A 19,303-nucleotide genomic window follows, 5' to 3' on the forward strand; every position below is an offset into this window, starting at 1 on the left:
GCGTTGACGCTGACGTAACCAGTTCCTCGCACGCGTGCAGGAGGGACTGTGAGGACCGTGAGTCACCTCACGTGGGCGGCCGCCGACCGTGAGGCGCCCGAAACGGGACCCACGGCCAGGAGGGGATCAGAACAGCGCGGAGGCGAGGTCCCGGCGGGCGCGCTGGACCCGGGGGTCCTCGTTGCCGACGGCGCCGAAGAGGCCGATCAGGTGGGTACGGGCCGCGTCGCGGTCGTCACCCTCGGTGCGCCCGACCAGGTTGATCAGCCGGAGGAACGCGTCCTCGACGTGGCCGCCGAGCAGGTCCAGGTCGGCCACCATCGTCTGCGCGGCGACGTCGTCCGGGTTGGACCCGGCCGCCTCGCGCGCCTGGTTCAGGTCCACGCCCTCGGTGCGCTTGAGGAGCTGGGCCATCGCCAGACCGGCGGAGGCCTCGACGTCGGCCGGGTTCGCGTCGACCAGCTTCTGGTACTCGGCGACGGCCGCGTCGATGTCGCCGCGCTCGAGGGCGTCCTGGGCCGGGACGTAGCGCGGGTCGACGATCTCCTCGCCGGTCTCCTCGTCGACCTCGCTGCCGGCGCGCGGCTGGTGCCGGCCTGCGAACCCTGAGGTCGTCAGCTGCTGGAGCACCTGGGTGATCGCGGCGCGCAGCTCCGACAGCGGCACCGCGTCCTGCAGCAGCGGGGCCGGTCGGCCCTGGGCGACCAGCACCACCAGCGGGACCGACGGGATCTGCATCGCCTGGGCGATCTGCGGCGCCGTCTCGATGTCGACCCGGCCCAGCAGGAACCGGCCCTCGAACTCGTTGGAGAGCAGCTGCAGGTCGTCGGCGAGCTGGACGCTCTCCGGCGAGCGCGTCGAGGAGTAGAAGACCAGCAGCACCGCGGCGCTCATCGAGCTCTCCAGCACGGACTGGAAGTTCTGCTCGGTCACGCCGACCGTGTAGGCACCGCTGACCCCGGCACCACCGGCACCGGCCGCGGGCACGCCCTGCAAGCCGGAGAGGTCGACGGCACCAGGACGGGAGAAGGGCTGCTGCGTCATGGGCCCATTGTGCCGAACGTCAGAAGCGCGCGGGCTCCCGGTACTCCCCCCACTCCGCGCGCAGCGCGTCGCAGATCTCGCTCAGCGACGCCTCGGCGCGTACCGCGTCCAGCATCGCCGGGATCATGTTGCCCTCGGTGCGGGAGATCTCGACCATCCGGGCGATCGCCGCCTCGACGGCCGCAGCGTCGCGGCCGTCCTTGCGCGTCCGCAGCTCGCGGACCTGCTCGACCTCGACCTCGTGGGAGACCCGCAGGATCTCCAGATCGGTGCTGACCGAGTCCAGGTGGGTGTTCACCCCGACGACCTTCTTGTCGCCCTTCTCCAGTGCCTTCTGGTAGACGAACGCCGCCTCGGCGATCTCGGAGGTGAACCAGCCGTCCTCGATGCCCCGCAGCAGCCCCTTGGTCACCGGGTTCTCCCCGGCGGCGGTCGCCTCGGCCAGGCCCTCGTAGTCGGTGGCGGCGAGGTTCGAGCCGCCGAGGGAGAGGATCTTCTCGAAGATCTTGTTGGCCTCGGCCTCGATCTTGTCCGTCAGCGCCTCGACGTACCAGGAGCCGCCGAGCGGGTCGGCGACGTTGATGACGCCGGTCTCCTCCATGATCACCTGCTGGGTGCGCAGCGCGATCTCCGCGGCCTGCTCGCTCGGCAGGGCGAGCGTCTCGTCGAGCGCATTGGTGTGCAGCGAGTTCGTCCCGCCGAGGACGCCGGCGAGCGCCTCGATGGCCGTGCGCACCACGTTGTTGTACGGCTGCTGGGCGGTCAGCGAGACACCCGCGGTCTGGGTGTGGAACCGCATCCACTGCGCCTTCTCGGTCTTGGCGCCGTAGACGTCGCGCATCCAGCGCGCCCAGATGCGACGGGCGGCGCGGAACTTGGCGATCTCCTCGAAGAAGTCCAGGTGGCTGTCGAAGAAGAAGCTCAGGCCGGGACCGAACACGTCGACGTCCAGACCGCGGGAGAGCCCGAGCTCGACGTACCCGAAGCCGTCGGCGAGCGTGAAGGCGAGCTCCTGCGCGGCCGTCGAACCGGCCTCCCGGATGTGGTAGCCGGAGACCGAGAGCGGCTTGTACGCCGGGATGTTCTCGGCGCAGTACTCCATCAGGTCGCCGATCAGCCGCAGGTGCGGCTCGGGCCCGAAGATCCACTCCTTCTGGGCGATGTACTCCTTGAAGATGTCGGTCTGCAGGGTGCCGTTGAGGGTGCCGATGTCGACACCCTGGCGCTCGGCCGCGACCAGGTACATGCAGAACACCGGTACGGCGGGCCCGCTGATCGTCATCGAGGTGGTGGTCTCCCCCAGCGGGATCCCGTCGAAGAGCACGTCCATGTCGGCGGCGGAGTCGATCGCGACGCCGCAGTGCCCGACCTCGCCGAGAGCGCGGGCGTCGTCGGAGTCACGCCCCATCAGGGTCGGCATGTCGAAGGCGACCGAGAGGCCGCCGCCGCCGCGACCCAGGATCATCTTGTAGCGCTCGTTGGTCTGCTTGGCGTTGCCGAAGCCGGCGAACTGCCGAATCGTCCAGGTGCGGCCGCGCTGCCCGGCGGCGTACAGGCCACGGGTGAACGGGAACTCGCCCGGCCACTCCGACTCGTCGGTGCCGTACGCCGGGTCGACCTCCATGCCCGAGAGGGTGGTGAAGTCGGCGTCGCGCAGCCGCGAGGCGTCGTAGCGCTGCTGCCAGCGCTCGCGGGCGTTGCTGTTGTCCTGCTGCGACATCGACGACTCCATGGAGAAATAGTAGGACATCCAACTATCTAGCCCAAACCAGGCGTCAGAAGTCTCCTGCAGCCTGGCGCACGGGGCGCAGCAATTCGGAGAGTTGCTGCAGCCGTTCCTCGTCGAACATCCCCAGGCCGAACTCCGCCGACACCAGGTCCGCGGTCGCTACCTCGACGAGTGCCCGGCCCTGTTCCGTGATGGCGGCGAGCACCGCCCGGCCGTCGACCGGGTGCCGCCGGCGCTCGACGAGCCCGGCCCGCTCCAAGCGGTCGATGATCGAGGTGATCGAGGTCGGGTGCACCTGGAGCCGCTCCCCCATCTTGCCCAGCGGCAGCGAGCCGGCCGAGGAGAAGGTGAGCAGCACCAGAGCCTCGTAGCGCGGGAAGGTCAGCCCGTGCGGCTTGAGGATCGCGTCGAGCCGCGCCAGCACCAGCTGGTGCACCCGCATCAGCGAGGTGACCGCGTGCATCTGCGGCACCCCCTCCCAGCGCAGACCCCACTGCCGGGCGGCCTCGTCGATCGGGTCGAAGTCGAGCATCAGTTGACCTTCGGGCCACGCAGACCCGAGCGCTGCACGACCCGCTGGATCGAGAGGTCGCGCTCGTCCGGGCGGCCGACGAAGCGGATGTCGCGCAGACCCTGGTCCTGGGCCGCGGACTCGAAGGTGAAGTGCCCGTAGCCAAGGATGCGACCGGTCATCGGCTTGACCACGGTGATGTCGAGGATCCGGCCGAGCGGCATCGTGGCCAGCGACCGGGCGAGCACGCCGTGCACCCGGAAGACCCGCATGTTCGTGATCACGAACCGATCCAGGTTCGCGCTCAGCGCCTTCCAGCCGGCCCAGGTGAGCAGGCCGAGGCCGAGCAGCATCGGGAACCAGGCCCAGGTGATCGACCACACGGCCGAGCCGATCAGGAACACCAGGCCGGCCGCCGCGATCAGGACCGGCACGACGTAGACGACCCAGTGCTTGCCGACCTCGTCGACGATGACCTCGCCCTCGTCGCGCAGCAGGTGCCGGCCGATCTGCGGATCGGTGAGGAAGCGCGGCAGGACGGCCATCGAAGCCGACCGCCTAGGACTTGATGGCGTTGATGAAGTCGATCAGCGCGCCGAACAGCGAGGTGAGCGCCTTCCAGAGGGCCGCGCCGCCGTCCTTGGTGGTCTGCGCCAGGCCGTTGGGATCGCTGAACATGTAGTAGCCCACGAAGACCACCACCAGAAGGACCATGCCCTTCTTCAACGCGCCTGTCATGACCCTGTTTGTACCAACAGGTCGCGCCGAGGTGCGGTAGGCGCGCCCCTAGCGGGGAAGTGATTCGTAGAACGCTTTCATGCCGTCGCCGAGCCAGGCGAGCTCGATGTACGGGACGCCCACGTGCGCGCCGTCGAGATAGGCGAACCGCATCTCGCCGCCCATCATCGAGCCCCGCTGGGCCACCTCGACCCCGTCCGCGGCCGCCGTGGCCAGGGCGACGTCCATGTCGTCGACCTCGAAGCACAGGTGGTGCAAGCCGGGCTGGTTGGTCTTCAGGAAGTCGGCGTAGATCGAGTCGCCGCTGACCGGCTGGATGATCTCCAGCTGCAGGTCGCCGGCGTAGGCCAGCGAGACGTGCACGACGAAGTCGGCCGGCTGCTCGCGCAGCAGGCAGTTCTCGGGGTCGAAGTGGATGTCCGGCAGCCGGGTCCACGGGCCGACCTCGAAGTGCGCCGACAGGTACTCCTCGGTGGCGGCGACGTCCTCGGTGACCCAGCAGATCTGGGTGACCGGACCCTTCGCGATGGTCATGGTGCCTCTCCGTTCAGCCATTCCTCGGTGCGCGCCCAGAGTGCCGCACGGGCCTCGAGGTCACCAGCCTGGCGCGCCGGTTCCTTCAGCCGCTCCTGGTCGTAGTAGCCGGAGACCGCATCCGGGGCAGTGGCGCAGTGCACGCTGGTGCGGGCACCGGTCTCCGGGGACTTCAGGAACACCTTCTCCAGCGGTGCAGCCAGCGCGTGCAGCCGCTTGAGCACCGGGCTGCTCTCCATCCCCCTCGCGGAGATGCCGGTAGCGACCGCGCCGGGGTGCAGCGAGTAGGCACGCAGGCCGACGTCGCCGTACCGCTCGGCCAGCGACGCGGCGTCGTGCACCAGGCCGAGCTTCGAGGTGCCGTAGGCGTCCCAGGAGCTGTACGTGTCCCCGAAGTCGGAGAAGAACGCGTCGTTGCGGCCGCGGGCGTGCAGCTTCGAGACCACGTGGACGACCCGGGCCTCGCCGGTTTCCGCTGCCCGCTCGAGCAGCGCGGGCAACAGCGCGCGGGTGAGCTGCACCGTGCCGAGGTAGTTGGTCCGCCAGTGCACCTCGTGACCGTCCACGACCTGCGGCTGCTTCCAGGTGTTGCGGAGGTCGAGGTGCACGCCCGCGTTGTTGATCAGGACGTCGATCGGGCCGGTGTCGAGAACCCGAGCGGCGAACGCCTCGACCGACGCGCGGTCGGTCAGGTCCATGTTCACGCGCGTGCTGGTCCCCACTTCGTGCCCGGCAGCGGTCAGCGCCTCGGCGGTGGCCAGCCCGATCGACCCGGGTCCGGTGCCCGTCACGACAATTCTCATCGGCACCGCCTCATGAGTAGCTCTCCAACAGCTCGTCGGCCGCGGTGTACGGATCCGCCGTACCGGCCACCACCTTCTCGGCGAGCACGTCGAGCTCGGTGCGCGCGTGCACGTCCCCCCAGCGCTCGCGCAGCGAGGTGACCGCGATCGCCTCGATCTCCTCCCGCGCCCGGCGCACCCGGCGGCGCTCCAGCTCGCCGGAGCCGGTCAGGTGCTCGAGGTGGGCGTCGAGTGCGGCGACGACCTCGTCGACGCCCTCGCCGGTCATCGCGACCGTCTTGATGATCTGCGGGTTCCAGGCGCCCTCGGGACGCTCGGCAAGACCCAGCATCGAGCGCAGCTCGCGACGCACCTGGTCGGCGCCGTCGCGGTCGGCCTTGTTGATGACGTACAGGTCGCCGATCTCCAGGATCCCCGCCTTGGCGGCCTGGATGCCGTCGCCCATCCCGGGCGCGAGGAGCACCAGGGTGCTGTCGGCCATCGCGGCGATCTCGACCTCGCTCTGCCCCACGCCGACGGTCTCGACCAGGATCACGTCGCAGCCGGCCGCGTCCAGCACGCGCAGGGCCTGCGGCGCCGCCCAGGACAGGCCGCCGAGGTGACCGCGGGAGGCCATCGAGCGGATGTAGACCTCGGGGTCCAGGGCGTGGTCCTGCATCCGGATCCGGTCGCCGAGCAGGGCTCCCCCGGAGAAGGGTGAGGACGGGTCCACGGCCAGCACGCCGACCCGCTTGCCGCGCTTGCGCAGCGCGGTCACGAGCGCGTTGGTCGAGGTCGACTTGCCGACGCCCGGTGCCCCGGTGATGCCGACGACGTGCGCGCCCCCGGCCAGCGGGGCCAGCAGCGCCATCACCTCGCGCAGCGCCGGGGAGGCGTCCTCGACCAGCGAGATCAACCGGGCGACAGAACGAGCGTCCCCGGACCTGGCCTTCTCGACCAGTCCGGGGACGTCCTGTGTGGTTCTACGACTCACTTACGCCTTCGGCACGCGCACGATCAGGGCGTCGCCCTGGCCGCCGCCACCGCACAGGGCGGCGGCACCGACGCCACCACCACGACGCTTGAGCTCCATCGCGAGGTGCAGGACCACGCGGGTGCCGGACATGCCGACGGGGTGACCCAGGGCGATCGCGCCGCCGTTGACGTTGACGATGTCCTCGGACAGCCCGAGCTCGCGGGCCGAGGCGATGCCGACCGCGGCGAAGGCCTCGTTGAACTCGACCAGGTCGAGGTCGGCAGCGGTGATGCCCTCCTTGGCGAGCGCCTTGGCAGTCGAGGCGGCCGGCTGCAGCTGCAGGCTCGAGTCCGGACCGGCGGTCTGGCCGTGGGCACCGATCTCGGCGAGCCACTCCAGACCGAGCTCCTCGGCCTTGGCCTTGCTCATCACGACGACAGCGGCGGCGCCGTCGGAGATCTGCGACGCCGAGCCGGCGGTGATCGTGCCGTCCTTGCTCACCGGCCGCAGACCCGCGAGGGACTCGGCGGTGGTGTCGCCACGAACGCCCTCGTCCTCGCTGACGACGACGTCGCCGCGACGCGAGGAGATGGTGACCGGGACGATCTCGTCGTCGAAGACGCCGTTCTTCTGGGCGGCAGCCGCGCGCTGGTGCGACTGGGCCGCGAACGCGTCCTGCTCCTCGCGGGTGAAGTTGTCCTTCGCCGCGTTGCAGGAGTCGGTGAGGTTGATCATCGCCTGCTTGGTGAACTGGTCGTAGAGGGCGTCGTAGGCCATCGAGTCGACCAGGGTCACGTCGCCGAACTTGAAGCCGGCGCGCGAGTTCGGGAGCAGGTGCGGCGCCTGGGTCATCGACTCCATGCCACCGGCGACCACGATCTCGGCCTCGCCGGCGGTGATCATCATCGACGCCTGCGCGATCGAGTTCAGACCCGAGAGGCAGACCTTGTTGATGGTGATGGTGGGGACGCTCATCGGGATCCCGGCACCCACGCTCGCCATCCGCGCCGGGTTCTGACCCGCGCCGGCCAGGATGACCTGGCCCATGATCACGTAGTCGACCTGGTCACCGGTCACGCCGGACTTCTCCAGCGCGCCCTTGATGGCGATCGCGCCCAGCTCCGCAGCGGAGAGCGAGGCCAGCCCGCCCTGGAGGCGGCCGATCGGCGTACGGGCGCCGGCGACGATGACATTGACGGACATGGAGGTCCTCCTGCAGACGTGAAAGTGGAACCCCGGTCGTAAAAGGGGTCAACCCGACACTACCCACCGGTATGCGTTCCCGGGAGGGGTCTCGCTCCCCGAACCGTGTCGCCGTTGTCACACCCCGGTGAGCGATCATTCACCCCATGACCTCTGTGGAGATTCCCGAGCACCTCTTCGTCTGCATCGACCACGTCGGCGTCGCCGTACCGGACCTGGACGCGGCGATCGCGCTGTACACCAGCGCCTACGGCATGACCGTGGCCCACCGGGAGGTCAACGAGGAGCAGAAGGTCGAGGAGGCGATGATGCAGATCAACGCCGAGGGCGGTGACTCCACCACCCAGCGCATCCAGCTGCTCGCCCCGCTCAACGACGAGTCCACGATCGCCAAGTTCATCGACCGCAACGGCCCGGGCCTGCAGCAGCTCGCCTTCCGGGTCACCGACGTGGAGGCCGTCTCCCAGGTCCTGCGCGACCGCGGTCTGCGGCTGCTCTACGACGCCCCGAAGCGCGGTACGGCGAACAGCCGGATCAACTTCGTGCACCCCAAGGACGCCGGCGGCGTGCTGGTCGAGCTCGTCGAGCCGGCCGCTGACGCCCACTGACAGGCTCGCGGATTCCCTAGGCAGGACGTGAAACCGGCAGAACGACCCGATGCTTTGGGTCGTTCTGCCGGTTTCTCTAGGCAAGACGTGAAACCGCACGCCGTGAGACGTCAGTCTCACCGGCCACCAAGGCCGGTAACTCACGGGTAACATCGGGCGGTCAGCTCGACCCCTTTGAAGATCAGGAGCCCCTGACGTGCAGCACATTCTCGACGCGATCACCGCGGAAGCCTCGTCCGAGGATTTCGCCGCTCTCGCCCTCCCCGAGTCCTACCGGGCCATGACGGTCCACAAGGACGAGGTCGACATGTTCGAGGGCCAGGCCTCGCGGGACAAGGACCCCCGCAAGTCCCTGCACCTCGACGAGGTCCCGATGCCCGAGCTCGGCCCGGGCGAGGCGTTCGTCGCCGTGATGGCCTCTGCCATCAACTACAACACCGTGTGGACCTCGATCTTCGAGCCGGTCTCGACCTTCGGCTTCCTGGAGCGCTACGGCCGCGAGTCGTCCTTCGGCGCCCGGCACAACCTGCCGTACCACATCGTCGGCTCCGACCTGGCCGGCGTCGTGCTGGCCGTCGGTCCGGGGGTGACCAAGTGGAAGGCCGGCGACCGCGTCGTCGCGCACTGCCTCTCGGTCGAGCTCGAGGCCCCCGACGGTCACAACGACACGATGATGGACCCGTCCCAGCGCATCTGGGGCTTCGAGACCAACTTCGGCGGCCTGGCCGACGTGGCGATGGTCAAGGCCAACCAGCTGATGCCGAAGCCCGAGCACCTCACCTGGGAAGAGGCTGCGTCGCCGGGTCTGGTGAACTGCACCGCCTACCGCCAGCTGGTCTCCTCCAACGGCGGCAACATGAAGCAGGGTGACAACGTGCTGATCTGGGGCGCCTCCGGCGGCCTCGGCGGCTTCGCCACCCAGTACGCCCTCAACGGCGGCGCGAACCCGATCTGCGTGGTCTCCAACGAGGAGAAGGCCCAGATCGTGCGCAACATGGGCGCCGAGCACGTGATCAATCGCTCCGAGCTGGCCCCGAAGTTCTGGAACGACGAGGGCACCCAGCAGAACCCGAAGGAGTGGCAGCGCTTCGGCAAGGCCATCCGCGAGCTCACCGGCGGCGAGGACATCGACATCGTCTTCGAGCACCCGGGCCGCGAGACCTTCGGCGCGAGCGTGTACGTCACCCGCAAGGGCGGCACCATCACCACCTGTGCGTCGACCTCGGGCTACATGCACGAGTACGACAACCGCTACCTGTGGATGAACCTCAAGCGGATCATTTCCAGCCACTTCGCCAACTACCGCGAGTCGTGGGAGGCCAACCGCCTCATCGCCCAGGGCAAGATCCACCCGACCCTGTCGCGCACCTACACGCTCGAGGAGACCGGCCAGGCCGCGCTCGACGTGCACCACAACAAGCACCAGGGCAAGGTCGGCGTCCTCTGCCTGGCCCCCGAGGAGGGACTGGGCGTGAAGAACGCCGAGCTCCGCGAGAAGCACCTCGACAAGATCAACCTGTTCCGCGGGGTCTGATCTCCCGCTGAACGCCCAGAACGGGCCTGATTTCCCAGTAATACAGGGGGATCAGGCCCGTTCGGCATATCGGGACCCTGCTCCGCTTGGGAATCCCGGCCCCTTCGTGGAGACTGACTCGCAGGGGACGAGACGATGCACACCGCCGACCGTGAGGGAAACCATGACTGACGACCGAGGCCTGTCGATCTTCGAGGAGACCGCCGAGGACGACGAGCCCACCCAGGTGATCCCCCGGGTCGAGGCCGACGACGAGAAGCCGGCCGCGGCCGCGGTGCCGGCCCAGCAGACCCCGCAGCAGGACGAGCCGAAGGCCGCTCAGGCCGCCCCGGCCGCGCCCGCAGCTCCGGCGGCCCCCAAGCACGCTGAGCCGGTCGCGGCGAAGGTCGTCACGCCCGACCAGCCCCCGATCGCCACTGCCGTCCCGCGCAGCGCGAACGCACCGCTGGTCCCCCCGAAGGCCGCCTCGACGAGCGCCGCGGCCCTGCCGCTGGTGCGCCGCGGCGGGTACGACAAGGACGCAGTCGACCGGCACCTGCGCACCACCTCGGCCGAGAAGGCCGGTCTGATCGCCAGCCTGAACGAGTCCCAGGACAAGCTGCGCGCGCTCCAGGCGGAGAACGCCAAGCTGCGCGAGAAGGTCGACGAGGTCGAAGCCCCCTCGTACGCCGGTCTCGGCGGTCGTGCCTCCGAGCTGCTGCGGCTCGCCGAGGAGCAGGCCGAGGACGTGCTGGCCGAAGCCGGCGCGCAGGCTGACCAGGTGCTGGCCCAGGCCGAGCGCGACGCCGCCGCGATCCGCGCCGCCGCCGAGAGCGACGCCGACGACATGCGTGTGGTCCAGCTCGGCGAGCTCGACGACCTGCGCACCCGCACGATGGCCGAGATCGACGCCGAGCGCCGCCGCTTGAAGGCCGACGCCGACGACCACCTGGCCGCTGCGAAGCGCGAGGCCGACCAGCTCAAGCTGGCCGCCGACCAGGAGACCACCTCGCTGCGCACCAGCACCGCCCGCGACGTCGAGCAGCAGCGCGCCGCGGTCGACCGTGAGGTCACCGAGGCCCGCCGGGTGCTCGCCGTCGAGCGCGAGCGGTTGGTCCGCGAGGCTGCCGAGCACCACGCGTCCGCCACCGCGGAGACCTCCCGGATGGTGTCCGAGGCCGAGGCCCGGGCGAACGCCGCCGAGGACCGCTCGCGCGAGGCGATCAACGCCGCGAACCAGCACCGCGAGCAGACCCACGCCGACTCCGAGGCGCTGCTGTCCAAGGCGCGCCGCGAGTCCGAGCAGCTGGTGCACTCGGCCAAGAAGGAGGCCGAGAGCCTGCGTACCACCGGGCACGCGGACGCCGAGCGTGAGCTCGCCGCGATCAAGGCCGAGGTCGACCGGGTCTCCAAGCGGCGCGACGCGATCGTGGCCCAGCTCGGCGCGCTGCGCGACGTGGTGAAGGGCTTCGGCGACGAGGACGAGGACGCACCCGCGTCCGAGTAGTCCTCAGCCGACGAACCGCCGCAGCACCTCGAGGAACACCTCGGGCTTCTCCGAGTGCACCCAGTGCCCGGCACCCTTGATGGTGACCCGGCGGTTATGCGGGAAGAGAGCGTCCATCGCGGGCGCGTACTCGTCGGTGATGTAGCTCGAGGTCTCCCCGCCGATCCAGAGCACCGGACCGTCGTACCGGGCCTCGCCCAGGGCTTCGGCCGGCCAGGACTTGATCTTCGGCAGTGAGCGGCGGAGGCCCTCCAGGTTCGGCTGCCAGCGCCAGTCGTCGTTGCCCTCGCGGCGCAGGTTCTGCAGCAGGAACGAGCGCACGACCGGGTTCGGCACCTCCTCGGCCAGTGCTGCTTCTGCGTCGGCGCGTTGCGTCAGGGAGTCCAGGTCGAGCCCTCGCATCGCCTCGATGTAGCCGGAGAACTCGCTGAGGTGGGCGTAGTCGACCGGGGAGATGTCGACCACGCAGAGCCTCTCGACCAGGTCGGGGTGGCGCAGCGCGAGCGCCATCGCGACCTTGCCGCCCAGGGAGTGGCCGACCAGCGCGACCGGGTCCTCGGCGGTGACCAGGCCCGCGACCCGGTCGGCGACGGCCAGCAGGTCGAACTCCTCCAGCCACGCGGAGCGGCCGTGGTCGGGCAGATCGACGAGGGTGACGCGGTGCTCCTTCCCGGGACGGTCGGCCAGCGCCTTGGCGATCTGGGTCCAGTTGCGCCCCTGGCCGAAGAGCCCGTGCAGGAACAGCACCCGGCTGCCGGACTCGCCGTACGCCGTGGTGTGCAGGTCGGTCAGCACCACCGGCGCACCCCGGTCGGGCTGAGGTCTAGGTCGCGACGCACGATCGCGATCTTGCCAGCCCAACCGGCACAGGCGGTACGCAGGTCGGCGTCGCGGTACTCGACGTCGATGACGCGGCTGCCGTAGTGGGCGACGTAGGAGCCGCACTCGTGCCAGCGCCCGCACTCCTCCGCGATCGCGAAGTCGTAGCCGACCGAGCGTCCGTCCCACTCCGACCAGTTCTTCTGCCCCGCGGCCAGGCCTGCGCGATGGGCCCGGACCACCAGGGCACGAGCCATCGCCTTGTTGTCCGCGCCGGTGAGCAGGTGGTGGCTGCGGCTGAAGGAGTCCAGGTTGTCGAACTCGACCCCGTCGAAGCCCCACCGCGCGCAGCCGGAGATCCACTGCCCGACGATCTCGGCGATCGCGGCCCGCTTCGCCTGCGTGCTGGTGTCCAGCAGCCACTCACCCCAGGCCTCGTCGAGCACCGGCCTGCCGTCCTTCTTCAGGACCAGACCCCAGTGCTTCTTCCAGAACGCGCTCTCGTCGGGCTGGGTCTGGAAACCGTTGAGGTAGCAGACGTTGTAGCGCCGCGGTGCCGGACGGTCGCGACGGTCCCGGACGACGATGCCGACCGAGGTCGGGACCGAGCGGGCGCCGCCGAGCTGGTAGTCCGCCTGGGTGCCGGTCGGAAGAGGCGTGATCGCAGCACCCGACGAGGGCGGAGCGTTCAGCGCCACCAGCAGCACGGTGAGGGCAGCGCCCAGCACCAGCAGCGCCCTGGTCATCCTCGCCCGGATCAGGTCTCGGTCCCTGCGCACGCTCACGGCCCTCCCATCGGCACCTCGACCCTACGCGTGAGCGGTCTGGCCCGCCCCGGAGAGGCCATTGCCGGTTGTCGGTGCCCTCCACCAGCATGAGTCCATGACCAGCACTCCCGAGACCGAGCGCACCCAGGGCGCCGGCACCAGCATCGCGGTGGCCTGCATCGCGACCGTGATGCTCATGCTCGACATCAGCGTGGTGAACACCGCGCTCAACGACATCTCGCACGGCCTGGACACCGGTCTGTCCGGCCTCCAGTGGGTGATCGACGCCTACACCCTGCCGCTGGCGGCGGTCGTGCTCACCGCAGGGTCGATCGCCGACCGGTTCGGGCGCAAGAAGCTGTTCCTCCAGGGCATGGTGGTCTTCACGGCGGCCTCGGCGCTCTGCGCGGCTGCCCCGGGGATCTCGACCCTGGTCACCGCCCGCGCGGTGCAGGGCCTCGGCGCCGCCGTGCTGTTCGCCACCGCTCTCGCGCTGATCTCGGAGGTCACCCCGACGCCGGAGTCCCGCGCCAAGGCGCTCGGCATCTTCGGGGCCGCGATCGGCGCCTCCTTCGCGGTCGGCCCGTTCATCGGCGGCACCCTGACGGAGTGGGTCAGCTGGCGGGCGATCTTCTGGATCAACGTCCCGATCGGCATCGTGTGCCTGCTGCTCTCGCGCAGGGTGCACGAGAGCAGCGACCCGAACGCCCGCAAGGTCGACATCCCCGGCCAGATCGCGCTGATCGGCGGCATGTTCCTGCTGGTCTTCGCACTCCTCCGCGGCAACGAGGACGGCTGGGACAGCACCAAGGTCATCGCCTCGCTGGTCGGCGCCGGCGTGTTCCTGGTCGGCTTCGGCGTGATCGAGCACCTCTCCCAGGAGCCAATGCTGCCGCTCACCCTGTTCCGGCAGGCGAGGTTCACCGGACCCCAGGTGGTCGTCGTCGGGATCTCGGCGACCTTCTTCGCCGGCTTCCTCTACGCCACGCTCTACCTCCAGCAGGTCGTCGGCCTGTCGCCGATCCGCACCGGTCTGGCCTACCTCCCGGGCACGTTCCTGGTCTTCGTGGTCTCCGGCGCCTCCGCCGGCCTGCTGACGCGGGTCAAGCCGGCGATCCTGGCGACCATCGGCCTGGTCTTCATCGCCGCCGGCGTCTGGGTGATGGGCCTGAACACCGAGGTCGACTCCGGTTGGTCGGCCATCCTGCCCGGCCTGCTGATCGCCAGCGTCGGCTGCGGCCTGGTCAACCCCTCGGGCAGCGCCCTGGCGCTGGAGGCGCTCCCGCCCGAGCAGAGCGGGCTGGCCTCGGGCGCCAGCGACACGTTCCGGCAGACCGGCGTGGCCGTGGGGATCGCCTGGCTCGGTACCTACATCCCGGCCGGGAGCGCGTTCGCCCCGGACAAGAACCCGTTCGTCGACGGCATGCACAACGCCTTCGACGCGGCGGCGATCTTCGCCCTCGTCTGCGCGATCGGAACCGGCCTGCTGCTGCTCCGGCGTGACCGGGAGCCCGCAGGCGACGCCACCGCGGTCGCCGAGCCGGCCTAGCCGCAACAGCGACGGAGCCGCCGCCCGGGAGGGCGACGGCTCCGTGGTGAGCGCATCCGGCGGGAGGGCCGGAGCTCCTGTGATCAGCTGTAGTCGTGGAAGCCCTTCTTGGTCTTCCGACCCAGGTGGCCGTCCGCGACAACCTTCTCCAGCGAGGCGGCCGGCGCGAAGCCCGGCTCCTTGAACTCCGCGAAGAGCTCCTTCTGGATCGCCAGCGAGACGTCGTTGCCGACCACGTCGAGCAGCTGGAACGGACCCATCGGGAAGCCGGCCTCGGCCTTGATGGCGTCGTCGATCACGGTCAGCTCGACGCCGGACTCGGCCAGCGTGCAGGCGTCGTTCAGGTACGGGAACAGCAGCGCGTTCACGATGAAGCCGGCCCGGTCGCTGCAGGAGACCGCGACCTTGCTGACGCTCGCGCACAGGGCCTTGGTGGTCTCGTCGACGTCCTTGCCGGTCAGCTCGGTGGTGACGACCTCGACCAGCTTCATCACCGGAGCCGGGTTGAAGAAGTGCATGCCGATGACCGACTCGGGGCGACCGGTCGCGTTCGCGAGCTGGGTGATCGGCAGCGAGGAGGTGGTGGTCGCCAGGATCGCGCCCGGCTTGCAGATCCGGTCGAGGTCGCGGAACAGCTCGAGCTTGATGTCGAGCTCCTCGGCGATGGCCTCGACGACGATGTCGACGTCACCGAGGGCCTCGCGCTCGGTGGAGGCGGTCACCCGGTCGAGGATGTTGGTCTTGCCCTCCTCGTCGAGCTTGCCGCGCTCGATCGACTTGTCCAGGGCCTTGGTGATCCCGCCGATGACGGCAGCGGCCTTCTCGTCGGTGCGGCCGACGAAGACGACGTCGTACCCGCTCTGGGCGAAGACCTGGACGATGCCGGCGGCCATGGTGCCGGTGCCGACCACGCCGACCTTGCCGATCGTGTGGCGCAGGCTCGGCTGGTCGTCGGCCGAGGGGGTCTCGTCGTCGGAGACGACCTCGCCCTCTGCGTAGGTGTAGAAGCCGCGGCCGGCGGCCTTGCCGGTGCGACCCTCGGCGACGAGCGCCTCGAGCAGGTCGGCGGGCTTGTGCAGGTTGTCACCGGTCTCGGCGTAGCGCGCGGCGAGCGCGTCGCGGACGGTGTCCAGGCCGAGGTCGTCCAGCGTGGTCAGCGGACCCCGCGGGTAGCCGCAACCGAACCGCATGGCGGCGTCGATGTCGCCCCGGGAGGCGTACTTCTGCTCGTACATCCGTACGGCGTGGTTGAGGTACGGGAGAACCAGGGTGTCGCGGATGGCGGTGGCTGAGGTGTCAGTCATGCGGAGAATCGTGCCACGGGACCTACTGGCGAGTAGGGCGTCTCACCAACCGAACGCCTCAGTCGAACAGGTCGCGTCCCTCGCTCATCCGGGCCCGGATGTCGTTGATCGAGCGGGTGAACGGCCACTGCCGGCGCTCGGCGGGCAGGCGGCGCACCACACGCCCCAGATTCCGGTTGAAACGGACGAACCGGCGCTGCTGCGCGGGACTCCACTCCAGGCCCATCTGGGTCCGCAGCTCGGCCGGCAGGTAGCCGGTCACCAACCAGCTGCGAAGTTTCAGAAGCTGCGCGGGAACCGGCCTCCCGAGGTACTCCAGCCGGATCACCCGGAACAGGTACTCGCGTACCGAGTCGTCGATGCGGGCCTGGGCGAGCCCGGCCCGCCAGTAGGTCTCGAAGGCGTCCCGGTCGGCCGGCCAGAGCGAAGCCGGCATCTGCAGCATCCCGCCGAAGATGACGCCCTGGCGGTAGAACTCCTCGCGCTCGGCCCCGCGCAGCGGCCCGAACGTGTACTCCCGGGACTCCTCGAAGCCCTTGTAGATACAGGCACCGACCCAGCGCTGCAGCTCGGGGTCGAAGGCGCTGTACGCCGGCTGCTCCCCCGGCGCCGAGCGCACCTTGGCGTGCGAGGCGTTCACGGCGTTCCGGTACGCCGCCCGCTCGGCCGGCGAGCCGAGAACCGCGACCGCCAGCAGCCCGACCGTGGTCCGTCGACGCCGGCGCGGGTTCCCGAACAGGCTGCCCTCGGTGACCTGGGAGTCCTTCACGCCGTACCCGATCTCGGGGCGGCTCAGCTGCATCACCACGTTCGCGGTGCCCGAGAGCGCGGTGAAGATGGAGGCGCCCTGGCCGAGCAGGGTCGTGTCCAGGTCGTCGAACTCTCCCACGGGCATGCCGGTGAGGCTAGCGTGACGCGCATGAGTACCGACGCCGAACTGCGTGCCCGCCGCGAGGCCGTGGTGATCGAGCACATGGAGTCCGAGAACACCCACGAGTACGACGTCACGATGGGGACGTTCGCGCACCCGCGTTACGAGATCGTCCCGACCGGGGACGTCTTCGACGGCACCGAGCGCGTGCTGGAGTACTTCCGCGAGTCCCGGACCGCCTTCCCCGACCAGCGCAACGAGCTGATCGCGATGCACCACGGCGACTCCTCGGTGGTGGTCGAGTTCTGGCTGCGCGGCACCCACCTCGGTCCGTTCCGCGGGCTGCCGGCCACCGGGCGGGCCTTCGAGGTCCGCTGCGTGGCGGTGTTCGAGTTCGACGAGGGCGACGGCATCGTCTGCGAGCGGCCGTACTTCGACTCGGCCACGATCCTGCGCCAGCTCGGCATCGCCCACGACCCGCTGACCCTGCGCGGGCGGCTGGCGACCCTGGCGAACCACCCGGTGACGATCGGCACCGCCGTGGCCAAGGACCTCCTGCGCCGCGTCCGTCCCTGAGTCGGTTAGGTTCCTCGCGTGAGACTCGTCGTTGCCCGCTGCCAGGTCGACTACGCCGGCCGCCTGTCCGCCCACCTGCCGATGGCGACCCGGGTGCTGATGCTCAAGGCCGACGGTTCGGTGCTCGTGCACTCCGACGGCGGCTCCTACAAGCCGCTGAACTGGATGAGCCCGCCCTGCACGGTCAAGGAGGGCACCGCAGACGACGGCCGCGCGGAGTGGGTCGTCACCAGCAAGACGGACGACACCCTGCGGATCCTGATCGAGGAGATCCTGCACGACACCAGCCACGACCTCGGCGTCGACCCGGGCCTGCAGAAGGACGGCGTCGAGAAGCACCTCCAGGAGCTGCTCGCCGACCACCCGGCGACCATCGCCGACGGCCTGACCCTGGTACGCCGGGAGTACCCGACCGCGATCGGCCCGGTGGACCTGATGTGCCGCGACGCCGACGGCTTCTCGGTCGCGGTCGAGATCAAGCGGCGCGGGGAGATCGACGGCGTCGAGCAGCTGACCCGCTACCTCGAGCTGCTCAACCGCGAACCGCTGCTGACGACCAAGGGACCGGTGCGCGGCATCTTCGCCGCCCAGGAGATCAAGCCCCAGGCGCGGGTGCTCGCGGAGGACCGGGGCATCGCCTGCGCGTTGGTGGACTACGACGCCTTGCGCGGACTGGACGACCCCACGGAGCGCCTCTTCTAGGTCGTCGGCTCCGGGCTCCGAGCCCGACTCAGCCGATCAGCGGGAAGCTCATCCGGAAGGTCGTCCCCGAGTTGTCGGACTTCACCACGCCGATGGTGCCGTTGTGGGCCTCGACGATGGCCAGCGCGATGGTCAGGCCGAGCCCGGCTCCCGGGACCTGCTGGGCGACCGCGGCACCGGAGCGGTAGAGCCGCTCGAAGATCCGGCTCGGGTCGATGTCCCCGATGCCCATGCCGGAGTCGGCGACCTCGATCTCGGCGGCGCGCTCGTTGACGTGCAGCCGCACCCGCACGGTGCCGCCGGACGGGGTGAACTTCAGGGCGTTCGAGAGCAGGTTGTCGATCGCCTGACCGACGCGGTCCCGGTCCGCGTCCACCTGGACCACGAAACCGGGGATCTCCAGGGTCAGGTCGATGTCGACCTCCTCGGCCCGCGGGCGGGCGGCCTCGACGGCGTCGCGCACCACCGGCTCGAGGTCGATCGGCGCGGTCCGGATGGACAGGCCGCTCTCCTCGATCGCCACCAGCGTGAGCAGGTCGTCCACCAGGCGCAGCTCACGCTCGGCGCTGCGGCTGATGACCGAGAGGAACCGGCGTCCCTGCGGGCTGAGCTGCTCCAGGTCGGCCATCAGCTCGGAGTAGCCGAGCATCGAGGTCAGCGGGGTGCGCAGCTCGTGGGAGACGGTGGCGAAGAACTCGTCCTTCACCCGGTCCGCCTCCTCCTGCATCCGGCGGCGCTCGGAGATGTCGCGAACCGCGGCCGAGACCAGCAGGCCCTCCTCGGTCTCCAGCGGCGCCAGCGAGATCTCGACCGGGAACTCCGAGCCGTCCTTGCGGCGGGCGTAGAGGTCACCGGCCAGGCCCATCGGCCGCGTGCGGGGGCCGGCGACGTACCCGGACCGGAAGGCCACGTGCATGCCGGCGAACCGCTCGGGCACGAGCATCTCCACCGACTGCCCGATCAGCTCACCGCGCTCGTAGCCGAAGCGGTTCTCGACCTGGGCGTTGACCAGGATGATCGTGCCGGTCTTGTCGACGATGACCATCGCGTCCGGGGCGGCCTCGAGCAGGCCTCGGAACAGCCGCTCCTCCCGCCGCTTGTTGGTGACGTCGCGGACCGCGGCCGAGATCAGCAGCCCGTCCTCGGTCTCCAGCGGTGCCAGCGAGATCTCGACCGGGAACTCCGAGCCGTCCTTGCGACGCGCCCGCAGGTCGAGGCCCGAGCCCATGGAGCGCACGTGCGGCTCCTCGACGTACTCGGATCGGTGCTTGCGGTGCAGCTCGTGCAGGTTCCCCGGAACCAGCATCTCCACCTTCTGGCCGAGCAGCTCGGAGCGCTCGTAGCCGAAGACGGTCTCGGTCTGGGTGTTGACCAGCACGATGGTGCCGGAGCGGTCGATGACCACGATCGCGTCCGGGGCAGCATCCAGCAGCCCGCCGAGGTCGGACGGACCTCTGCTCCCCGCGTCCGTGCTCATCAGACTCCCTCAAGCCTCCGGGCACTTCTCCCAAAGCACCCTGCCGGGACTGGCCCGACCCGGACACTCTAGTGGTCAGCGTGCCGGGTCCGC

Annotated in this window: 20 protein-coding genes; 6 read left to right on the forward strand and 14 right to left on the reverse strand. The window is 70.0% G+C overall.

The features are described from left to right. Positions 1–126: 126 nt before the first annotated feature. The 9 genes from EFL95_RS13825 to EFL95_RS13860 are packed head-to-tail and all read right to left on the reverse strand — an operon-like array spanning position 127 to position 7,517. A complete protein-coding gene (locus EFL95_RS13825; protein ID WP_123234497.1) occupies positions 127–1,044 on the reverse strand; it encodes a tetratricopeptide repeat protein in 918 nt (305 codons plus the stop codon). Between the two features lie 19 nt (positions 1,045–1,063). Beyond that, entirely contained in the window at positions 1,064–2,764 is a 1,701-nt protein-coding gene (icmA, locus tag EFL95_RS13830; RefSeq protein WP_123234985.1) for a coenzyme B12-dependent isobutyryl-CoA mutase large subunit, read from the reverse strand. Positions 2,765–2,819: 55 nt separating this feature from the next. Beyond that, positions 2,820–3,305 carry a MarR family winged helix-turn-helix transcriptional regulator gene (locus tag EFL95_RS13835; protein ID WP_123234498.1) on the reverse strand — a complete coding sequence of 162 codons (486 nt, stop codon included), beginning with the start codon at positions 3,303–3,305 and terminating at the stop codon, positions 2,820–2,822. Next, the gene (locus EFL95_RS13840) at positions 3,305–3,829 is read right to left on the reverse strand and encodes a PH domain-containing protein (RefSeq protein ID WP_123234499.1); all 525 of its coding nucleotides are present in this window, start codon (positions 3,827–3,829) and stop codon (positions 3,305–3,307) included. The genes EFL95_RS13835 and EFL95_RS13840 overlap by 1 nt, the downstream gene beginning before the upstream one ends. Before the next feature lie 13 nt (positions 3,830–3,842). Next, on the reverse strand, positions 3,843–4,022 hold the full coding sequence (locus EFL95_RS19260; protein WP_148045053.1) for a hypothetical protein: 180 nt from the start codon (positions 4,020–4,022) through the stop codon (positions 3,843–3,845). 48 nt (positions 4,023–4,070) lie between these two features. Beyond that, the gene (locus EFL95_RS13845) at positions 4,071–4,556 is read right to left on the reverse strand and encodes a VOC family protein (RefSeq protein WP_221176388.1); all 486 of its coding nucleotides are present in this window, start codon (positions 4,554–4,556) and stop codon (positions 4,071–4,073) included. Continuing rightward, the gene (locus EFL95_RS13850) at positions 4,553–5,359 is read right to left on the reverse strand and encodes an SDR family NAD(P)-dependent oxidoreductase (protein WP_123234501.1); all 807 of its coding nucleotides are present in this window, start codon (positions 5,357–5,359) and stop codon (positions 4,553–4,555) included. The genes EFL95_RS13845 and EFL95_RS13850 overlap by 4 nt, the downstream gene beginning before the upstream one ends. A 10-nt stretch (positions 5,360–5,369) precedes the next feature. After that, positions 5,370–6,332: a methylmalonyl Co-A mutase-associated GTPase MeaB gene (gene meaB / locus EFL95_RS13855; RefSeq protein WP_123234502.1), complete on the reverse strand. Its 963-nt coding sequence runs from the start codon at positions 6,330–6,332 to the stop codon at positions 5,370–5,372. Further along, positions 6,333–7,517 carry an acetyl-CoA C-acetyltransferase gene (locus EFL95_RS13860; RefSeq protein WP_123234503.1) on the reverse strand — a complete coding sequence of 395 codons (1,185 nt, stop codon included), beginning with the start codon at positions 7,515–7,517 and terminating at the stop codon, positions 6,333–6,335. Positions 7,518–7,663: 146 nt separating this feature from the next. Between EFL95_RS13860 and mce the strand changes: the two genes are divergently transcribed. The 3 genes from mce (at position 7,664) to EFL95_RS13875 (ending at position 11,145) form a co-directional block, all read left to right on the forward strand. Next, complete coding sequence (mce, locus tag EFL95_RS13865) at positions 7,664–8,125, forward strand: methylmalonyl-CoA epimerase (protein WP_123234504.1); 462 nt, start codon at positions 7,664–7,666, stop codon at positions 8,123–8,125. 196 nt (positions 8,126–8,321) lie between these two features. Beyond that, entirely contained in the window at positions 8,322–9,659 is a 1,338-nt protein-coding gene (gene ccrA / locus EFL95_RS13870) for a crotonyl-CoA carboxylase/reductase (RefSeq protein WP_123234505.1), read from the forward strand. 163 nt (positions 9,660–9,822) lie between these two features. After that, complete coding sequence (locus EFL95_RS13875) at positions 9,823–11,145, forward strand: coiled-coil domain-containing protein (RefSeq protein ID WP_123234506.1); 1,323 nt, start codon at positions 9,823–9,825, stop codon at positions 11,143–11,145. Positions 11,146–11,148: 3 nt separating this feature from the next. Here the strand turns inward: EFL95_RS13875 and EFL95_RS13880 are convergent, their stop codons facing one another. After that, the gene (locus tag EFL95_RS13880; protein WP_123234507.1) at positions 11,149–11,943 is read right to left on the reverse strand and encodes an alpha/beta fold hydrolase; all 795 of its coding nucleotides are present in this window, start codon (positions 11,941–11,943) and stop codon (positions 11,149–11,151) included. Then, positions 11,934–12,743 carry an endo alpha-1,4 polygalactosaminidase gene (locus EFL95_RS13885; protein WP_221176389.1) on the reverse strand — a complete coding sequence of 270 codons (810 nt, stop codon included), beginning with the start codon at positions 12,741–12,743 and terminating at the stop codon, positions 11,934–11,936. Before EFL95_RS13885 ends, EFL95_RS13880 begins: the two co-directional genes overlap by 10 nt. A gap of 103 nt (positions 12,744–12,846) precedes the next feature. Between EFL95_RS13885 and EFL95_RS13890 the strand changes: the two genes are divergently transcribed. Continuing rightward, the gene (locus EFL95_RS13890) at positions 12,847–14,280 is read left to right on the forward strand and encodes an MFS transporter (protein ID WP_123234509.1); all 1,434 of its coding nucleotides are present in this window, start codon (positions 12,847–12,849) and stop codon (positions 14,278–14,280) included. 83 nt (positions 14,281–14,363) lie between these two features. Here the strand turns inward: EFL95_RS13890 and EFL95_RS13895 are convergent, their stop codons facing one another. Together EFL95_RS13895 and EFL95_RS13900 are read right to left on the reverse strand one after the other, a co-directional pair. Beyond that, a complete protein-coding gene (locus tag EFL95_RS13895) occupies positions 14,364–15,584 on the reverse strand; it encodes a 3-hydroxyacyl-CoA dehydrogenase family protein (RefSeq protein ID WP_123234510.1) in 1,221 nt (406 codons plus the stop codon). A 58-nt stretch (positions 15,585–15,642) separates the two neighbouring features. Then, the gene (locus EFL95_RS13900) at positions 15,643–16,479 is read right to left on the reverse strand and encodes an oxygenase MpaB family protein (protein ID WP_123234511.1); all 837 of its coding nucleotides are present in this window, start codon (positions 16,477–16,479) and stop codon (positions 15,643–15,645) included. A gap of 24 nt (positions 16,480–16,503) precedes the next feature. Between EFL95_RS13900 and EFL95_RS13905 the strand changes: the two genes are divergently transcribed. Together EFL95_RS13905 and nucS are read left to right on the forward strand one after the other, a co-directional pair. After that, positions 16,504–17,031, forward strand: a complete 528-nt coding sequence (locus EFL95_RS13905; protein WP_123234512.1) for an ester cyclase — start codon at positions 16,504–16,506, stop codon at positions 17,029–17,031. Between the two features lie 18 nt (positions 17,032–17,049). Further along, entirely contained in the window at positions 17,050–17,733 is a 684-nt protein-coding gene (nucS, locus tag EFL95_RS13910; protein WP_123234513.1) for an endonuclease NucS, read from the forward strand. 28 nt (positions 17,734–17,761) lie between these two features. Here the strand turns inward: nucS and EFL95_RS13915 are convergent, their stop codons facing one another. Beyond that, the gene (locus tag EFL95_RS13915; RefSeq protein ID WP_123234514.1) at positions 17,762–19,210 is read right to left on the reverse strand and encodes a PAS domain-containing sensor histidine kinase; all 1,449 of its coding nucleotides are present in this window, start codon (positions 19,208–19,210) and stop codon (positions 17,762–17,764) included. Between the last annotated feature and the right edge of the window lie 93 nt (positions 19,211–19,303).

It is taken from the genome of Nocardioides marmorisolisilvae (assembly GCF_003725775.1).
Taxonomy (GTDB): Bacteria; Actinomycetota; Actinomycetes; order Propionibacteriales; family Nocardioidaceae; genus Marmoricola; species Marmoricola marmorisolisilvae.